Below are 7,820 nucleotides of genomic sequence, written 5' to 3'. Positions count from 1 at the left end.
TCATCTCAGAATACTGAGTCTCCGACAAACCCGGTACGGTTCATTATTTAAAGCGATTGATGATACTGACGATACACCGCAGGCATTAGATGACGTAATTTGTGTCACAAAAGATAATAAATATGACTACTATCAAGTCGAATATTCACCTTTTCCTAAAAAAGAATAGACGATATTTTTCTAGGAAAGTGGTGGCTATTCAATGCTTGCCTTTTGGTTGAGCGTACCATTGAGTTTTGGGATCAAACAAAATAGAGATATTTCCTCGATTTATTAATGCTCTGTTATAAGAAGGCCAATTGGTTGTGCGATATATTTTAGATGTGGGCTTATTCATTTGAGAATTATAATGTTGAATAAGCCTTTACAGATAGGTTTGTGCAACAAAGCCTTTCTAGATTATGAAGATTAATAATAGGGTTCTTTCATAAGTCATTCTTTATTCAGTTCTAGGTTATAGATTCCAGTAATAGAATGGGATCTATAACCTAATATTTTGCCTCAATTGCGATATCGCTAAGCAATAAATTTGAATTTTTTCAAACCGCCAAATACATTCACAAGCCCAATTTTTTCTTTTATTGTAAATGCAGCATCAAAATTCTTAGTTATCCTCCAATGTTATATAAGTGGTTAGGACAAGTTTTAAGTATTATCTCTTTCACAGGCACAACTTTTGCGTCTATTACAAGTTATATAATTTGCATATAATCGAAGCTAATCACTATAAGTTATATTTTTTAATTTTAGAATGATTTTAGTGACCAACTCCAGATCAATCTATTTCTAACAAATCCAAAAATAATTTAGATTTTGTTGACATTTCATAATGGTAACCAGATAAAGATACAGGCTAAAGCAACGGAGTTTTCATAGTTCCGCATTAGCCTGTCATACCGATTGGCAGTTCATCGTAAATATTTTTTAATCTTGTTAATGCATTTTCCATTGAATACCTGATTTTATATAAACACCAATCCATATGTTGATTACTAGATTTAGACTTACATTTTTTTAGTATATTTACTTTGGTTTCGGTTTTCTCAATTTTTCTCTAAATAATTCTGAATTATAACTCCTATCTGCACACAAAATTTCTTTTCCTTTAAATCCAAATATCAAACAAATAAGATGCACTTTCACATCATGGGTCTTGCTATCATTAAAAATAGATTCAATAGGATTTCCATCCGCATCCACAACTAAATAGATTATAGAACTATTTCCACCAACGTTATTAGAAATAGCTTGGTCTTTCACTCCTGCCTTATGTTGATGCACTCGCATATGAGAGGCATCAATAGAAACCTATTCTTGATTTGCATCATTTGATATTAATTTAAAGACTTAGACCATTGATTATGCGCCAGCATTGTTGGAATGCATAACAAGTAGGTATGTGGTTTGTCGATTGAATTTTACTTTCTCACTATTTTTTTATACAGCAAATGTCAACAGCACCTAACTTTTATAAATATATATTATAAAAAAATTGTTTTTAATTAAGATTAATTTTATTACTAGGTATCCCCAAGATTATACTATCAGACATATTTTAAAGAAAAGAAGTGTAGCAAGTTGCTACACTTCTTGATTTTTCTCTACCAACTCTTTCAATAGATTTTCTAATTTTTCTAAACTAGCATCATCAAAATGAGAAATTTTTAAAGAAACCTTTAATAACTTATCATTAAATTTAATATTTCCAGCAACTTTCCCAGCATATTCAATTTTTTTTACAAGCGATGTTGATGGAGAATCGTTATTATCTTGAACTAGATATTTCGTAGCTTGTGCAACAGCCTTAGTTTGCTCAAGTTGGCCATTCTTTACTTTTGTCCAAACAGTTAACAAGGCTTTTTCAGCACGTTGTTTTATTTCGTCGTGATCTGCAAGAAATTTTTTAAAAGCTGTTGCAGCAGTTCGACCTAATAACTGGGGCTCATTTACCAAATCATTCAACATGGCTTTAGGCAACTTTTCAAAAGATAAATATTTATACATGTCTTCGCGATTTAAGCCTAAAGACTTCGCTAAACGTTGTTTATTTTTCTTTAAATTTTCATCCAAACCTACTAGACCAATATAGATTTCGAAGTCTGTTAAATCCTGGCGTTTTAAATTTTCAGCTAGTGTAAGTAGTGAAGCTTCTTCATTATTTGCATCAATAATAATGGCTTCAATGGTCGATTTTTTTAGAATTTCATGCGCACGTAATCGACGTTCACCTGCAATTAGTTCAAATTTTAAATTTTCAAGTTTACGAACAGTGATGGGTTGCAACAAACCAACTTCATCGATCGATTCAGCCAGTTCTTTGATTTCCTGCTCATCAAATTTTCTACGCGGTTGATAAGGACTCCGTGAAATGTCTTCAATGGGGACATTTCGTCTAAATTCCTTTAATTCCTTGATATTATCTTTTTGAGCTAATTGATGCTTTTGAGTATTTTGTTTCAGCTTTTGAGCTAAAAGTTCTTTTGCAGTTGCCATAAAATTCTCAATCAGTTAACTTTAGCTAAAACTTCTTTAGCTAAACTTTCAAAAGCCTTTCGAACCTTTCCACTTTTGTCTAGCTTAAGTAAAGACTGCTGCATAATTGCGGCTTGATTTACTTTTGTACTTTGTGGAATAGTCGTTTCCATAATATAGCCCACTTGCTTAAATGCTTCATCACGAATGAGTTTACAAACATTTTGTCTCTCATCGTGCTTAATAAGTAGTGCACCTAATAATTGTAGCTCCGGATTGATTCGCTTTATTTTTTCTAAATGATTAAGTAAGTCTGTAACACCATATAGACCATATTGTGAGCCAGATTCAATCGGGATAATTACATGTGTTGAAGATGCTAAAGCATTACTCGTCAATAGTTTTAAACTTGGAGGGCAGTCAATTAAAATAAAATCATAAAGATCTTTTAATAGTTCTAATTTTGTAGTGAGTTCTTCTGATGGTCTTGGCGCATCTTCTTTTAATTGGTCCTCAGTTTTTCCTAAATTGAGAGAACCATAAATTAGTGAAACATTATCAAAATTAGTATCTTCTTCTAAAGCGTCAGTAAGTAATGAGACATCACCTACTAATAACTCAGCGGTTGTTACTCCAACTTCACTTGGATGTTTTAAACCAATATGCAAGCTAGCATTTGCTTGAGGATCTAAATCAATCACAAGCACTTTTTTTCCTAAGTTTGCTAGCTCAGAGGCTAAATGAACAACTGTTGTTGTTTTACCACAACCACCCTTGTGATTCGCAACAGCAATAATTTTTGCAGACATACTTGTCAAATCATTCTATATTTAAAATTACTATTAATATAAATAACTTTGGGCTAAGTTACTACACCTTTTAAATTTAAAACAGTCATTTGTATAACGCTAAAGCAATTTTAAATTTAAAGTTTTATATAGCTAGCTTATTTAATAATTAATAGTAATTAATAATTAAGTTAATTAATAATTAAGTTGATATTTTTCATTTAAAAACAATACCATATCAACTTTAAGGTGGAGGGTTTGTCATCTTAAAGTGGAAGAGTTGTCTTCTATAAGTGGAAAGATGATCACTTAAAAGTGGAATATATGTCACTGTAAAGTGGAGTATTTGTCACTTAAAAGTGGAGTATTTGTCACTATGGTGGAATGTTTTTCACTGTTAATTATAAAATATATGTATTATCATTTAAAACATATATAAAACAATTATTTATGATGTTGATAACTTAATGAATTTAAGTGCAAGAGTGGAAAAAAAATCACTTACAAAAATAATATTGTGGATAAAGTTGCAAGGCTTTTTTTTACTACACCATTTTTTGATATATTCATTGATCTAAGAGTGGAAAGAATTTCACGCACTCACCCTAGAATGCAGATATTTTGTTCTTATGACTAAACTCGATATTTTTTTTCAGTGATCTGCGTTTTTAAAGGTGGAAAACTTGTCATATCGAAATAGGTTAATTGATTATTTAAAATCCATTATGGGTGTTTATTCATCAATCCGTATTTCTATAAAGAATCAAAAACATCTAAAAGTGGAGTATTTGTCATCTTGGAGTGGAATTTAAAAATATATTTCCACTTTAATGGATTTTTACCTAAATTTGGTGACAAGTATTCCACCTTAGGTTTTTTTAGGTGAAAGTGTTGAATCTTTTTCCACTTTTTTATATAACATGCATAATCAAGTTAAGCACACTTAAAATAGTTAATACACTTTATGTCAGAACTAAGCCATAACAAAGAAGAGCTGGATTCAATCCCGTACTGCATAGGTAATATTCGTCACAATGGGGTTGTAAGTACTAGCAATCGTTTGATACGACCTATTGAATTGTCAGCGAATGAATATAAAGCACTTTTATATGCGATGGCTGTTGCCAATTACGGTGAGAAGAATCATATCGATAAAGAGATTAGTGAACAAACATACATCTATCTGTATAAAGATGATTTAGCTGAATTACTGGGATTAAGTAAGCGAAATTCAATTAATGTAGCCATTGATCGAATTTACAAAGAACTTTCATCCCGTGTGGCGCACTTTGTAATTGAAGAACCTGTAGATGATATAAAGAAAAAGACTAAAAGAGTTCACTCGGTTGTCCCTATTATCCGTGAGTTAAGATGGGAAGATGATTCAAAGAATGCACTTCAAATCAGATTTACCAGTGAAGTATTACCTTACTTTACTCAATTAGCTGGTGGTAATTTTACTACATACCAACTAAAACATTTATTTGCTCTAGATTCAGTTGCAAGTATGAGTCTTTATACCTATTTCATAAAAAACGAATTCAAATTTAAGACTCAAGAAATCTACGAAGTTCCATTATTATTAGAGAATCTCAAAGCTCTAATTGATATAAATGAAACTAAATATGACCGTTGGGTCGATTTTCGACGTTATGTATTAGATAAAATTGTAGCTGAAATTAATGAAAACACCGATCTACAGTTAGAATATGAAACAATTAAAAAAGGACGCCCTATTGTAGGCGTAAAATTTAAACTACATCATCGTGGTTTTGAAAAGCCTGTAATTGAAAATAAAAAGGCCGAAAAATTAAAGATCTACTTAGATGTTCCATTTGAAGATAATGCTGAGGTAAAAGATCTAGGTGCAAAATTCGATACCACTGTACGTTCATGGTATATTTTTAATGATGATGCTAATTATTTACAGCTTGAAAAGTGGTTTAAGACTGTAGGTTGCCTCACAGACTCTCAAGCAAACGTTGTTATCAATGATTCATTATTTCAAATGGATTTTGCTGAAGTAGGAATGAGCTTAAGTGACTTTAAGAGAAAAATGAAAAATAAATTGAAAACTGATAGTAAATTTGTGGAAGACATTAAGGATCGTCTAAATGAAATTTTCGGAAAGGATATTATCTAGGAGTGTAGCAACTTGCTACACTTTAATTGGCTATTCTTAGTTCAAGAAACCACTTATAACTTTAATTAGCAAAACAGTTATATTGAGCGTTCATTTCAACTTCATATTATTCAACTTTAACTACTTAAAGCATATATCTGATTGAGTTTACAACATGCTGATCTAATTCATAAACGATCTGTAGGTTAAAGGTGATAAGAGTATTTTTTGAAATAAATATTGAAATTAGATAAAGTGGATTTTATCATCGAAATGATTGAATATTAAATTTAAGATGAAAAATGGCGATCTAGTAGTTAATATGTTGAAGGAATTCTATTTAAATCACCATTTTTCTAAAGAATTAATTTATAAATCTTAGATTCTCAAATGAAGTGCAACAGAGATTAAATTATTGTAAAGAAGCAAGATAAGCTAGCATTTTGCTTCCGACCGACCAAAGTCAAAGTTGTATCATGGACTATACTCATCTTACCCAAGAAGAAAGATATCAGATTTCTACATTGTTACGTGAAAGATTTTCTAAACGTTACATTGCTTGGAGACTGAATCGTTCACCTTCCACTATTTCTAGAGAAATTAATCGTAATCGAGCGAGAAATGGTTACTTCGCTAAACATGCTAATCAACTCGCTTTAAGACGCCATTGCTCCAATCCCAAAAGAATCCCTCATGAAATATGGACACTTGTCATCTTTTATCTTGAACTCCAATGGAGTCCTGAACAGATTGCATCTCGTGGTCAGCTGGCTAATCGTAAAAGCATTCATGATAGACCGATTGAGATTGAACAGCGTCATCGTTTTGGTGATCTAGAGATAGATACGATTGTGGGTAGGAATCATCAGCAATCATTGGTCTCGATTGTAGATCGCAAGACAGGTTATTTGTAGTTGAAGAAGTGTAGGTCACGCAAAGCAGAGGAAGTTTGCCAAACAACAATCAGTTTACTTGAGCCGATTAAAGATCAGCTCAAAACGATTACCGCTAATAATGGTAAGGAGTTTAGTCTGCATGAATATGCAGCTCAAGCATTAGAAATAGATTGGTATTTCGCAGATCCTTATAGTGCTTGGAGCAAGGCAAAAATGAAAATACCAATGGCTTAGTCAGACAATATATTAGAAAAGGAAGGAACTTAAATCAGTATACAGATGAATACATCTCAGAAATCACTGATCGTATCAATCATAGTCCAAGAAAAAGACTCGGCTTTAGAAGTCCGAGTCAGGTATTATGGTAACAGCATGGTGTTGCACTTCAAATGCTAATCTAAGAATAGAATAAAATTTCATTTTTATTTGCATAAAATATTTATAGATACTTGTTTTTAAGCATGTAAAAAAAATTGGACGAAGCTTTTTTTTAAAGCTTTCTCAATAATATAATTTAAAGATGAAGAAGCCTGCACCTAAAATCTACGTCCTTGTATTTTCAAGCACTAATCAAGCAAAAAATTGATCCTAAGATCCTATAAGCACAGCTAATAGGCTTGCTCTGACGCAATCACACTTATTCTGATAAATGGATTCAAGGCTGCTTAAGGATTAAATTTCTATTTAGATTGTCTATACAGATGCTTACTCGCTTTGTCCACAATCTGATTAAACTTGATAGTTAATNATTCAAGGCTGCTTAAGGATTAAATTTCTATTTAGATTGTCTATACAGATGCTTACTCGCTTTGTCCACAATCTGATTAAACTTGATAGTTAATGGACTCATAATCCGTTGGTCGACAGTTCAAGTCTGTCTGGGCCCACCATATAAAACAACCACTTAGGTGTACTAATCCTAAGTGGTTTTTTTGTTTTTGTATTCTAGTAAGCAAATGGTAAGCAGCTTAAATCAACATTATTCTTAACTGGTTTTGTTGTATAAAGACTTGAAAAATAGAATTTCCTGTAGTTACTCAAATTTAAGTGACAACATGGGTATGGAGGCGATCTAATTCTGGCATGGCTTAATCACAATTTAAGTTAATACTTTGAGATACGAATTATGATGTATATGATCCCATTTTTTAGATCAGTTTATTACAAGTTTCTACGTAAGCGTCCGCTGAACCTCATAGTTATTTTTTAATTAAGTTAGATTTCCAGCAGTGTGGTCGTAATTCATCTAGTCGGGACACTTTATGTGTTGACAGCCTTTTTAGCATATCACTTAAATAGGCATAGGAATCCAATCCATTCAGCTTTGCTGACTGAATGAGGCGTATCATATTAGCCGCTCACTTACAACTGCGCAGCGAGTCAGTAAACAACCAGTTCTTACGTCCCAAGGCCTACGGAAACATCTGATTTTCGAACCCTTACGAAGTAATGCTTCTTAGGTTGATTGGTAAGTTACCATCAACCAGATAGCGGTAGAGAGAGGTGGTTCCACTTGTTTGAACAACTAAAAGCGTATTTATA

At 32.2% G+C, this 7,820-nt stretch carries 4 protein-coding genes and 3 pseudogenes; 2 read left to right on the top strand and 5 right to left on the bottom strand.

Translation table 11 applies throughout. The features are described 5' to 3' along the window. Positions 1-202: 202 nt before the first annotated feature. From OKC24_RS18655 to OKC24_RS18640, 4 genes and pseudogenes are all read right to left on the bottom strand, one after another. Positions 203-337, bottom strand: a pseudogene (locus tag OKC24_RS18655) (IS5/IS1182 family transposase); the annotation flags it as partial. Between the two features lie 686 nt (positions 338-1,023). Then, positions 1,024-1,287 (bottom strand): hypothetical protein, encoded by a 264-nt coding sequence (locus OKC24_RS18650; protein WP_171285020.1) that lies wholly within the window; start codon positions 1,285-1,287, stop codon positions 1,024-1,026. Between the two features lie 294 nt (positions 1,288-1,581). Continuing rightward, a complete protein-coding gene (locus OKC24_RS18645; RefSeq protein ID WP_130114130.1) occupies positions 1,582-2,493 on the bottom strand; it encodes a ParB/RepB/Spo0J family partition protein in 912 nt (303 codons plus the stop codon). Positions 2,494-2,504: 11 nt separating this feature from the next. Beyond that, positions 2,505-3,281, bottom strand: coding sequence for a ParA family protein (locus OKC24_RS18640; protein WP_078194342.1), 777 nt, complete (start codon positions 3,279-3,281; stop codon positions 2,505-2,507). A gap of 943 nt (positions 3,282-4,224) precedes the next feature. On the opposite strand from OKC24_RS18640, the gene OKC24_RS18635 reads away from it, so the two are divergent. Further along, positions 4,225-5,403, top strand: a complete 1,179-nt coding sequence (locus OKC24_RS18635; protein WP_104442428.1) for a replication initiation protein — start codon at positions 4,225-4,227, stop codon at positions 5,401-5,403. 455 nt (positions 5,404-5,858) lie between these two features. Then, positions 5,859-6,646 (top strand): annotated as a pseudogene (locus tag OKC24_RS20160) (IS30 family transposase). An 831-nt stretch (positions 6,647-7,477) separates the two neighbouring features. Here OKC24_RS20160 and OKC24_RS18620 read toward each other — a convergent pair. After that, positions 7,478-7,820, bottom strand: a pseudogene (locus OKC24_RS18620) (transposase domain-containing protein); the annotation flags it as partial.

It is taken from the genome of Acinetobacter entericus (assembly GCF_026168575.1).
GTDB classification, from domain to species: Bacteria; Pseudomonadota; Gammaproteobacteria; order Pseudomonadales; family Moraxellaceae; genus Acinetobacter; species Acinetobacter bouvetii.
This window is presented reverse-complemented; position numbering and strand designations above follow the sequence as displayed.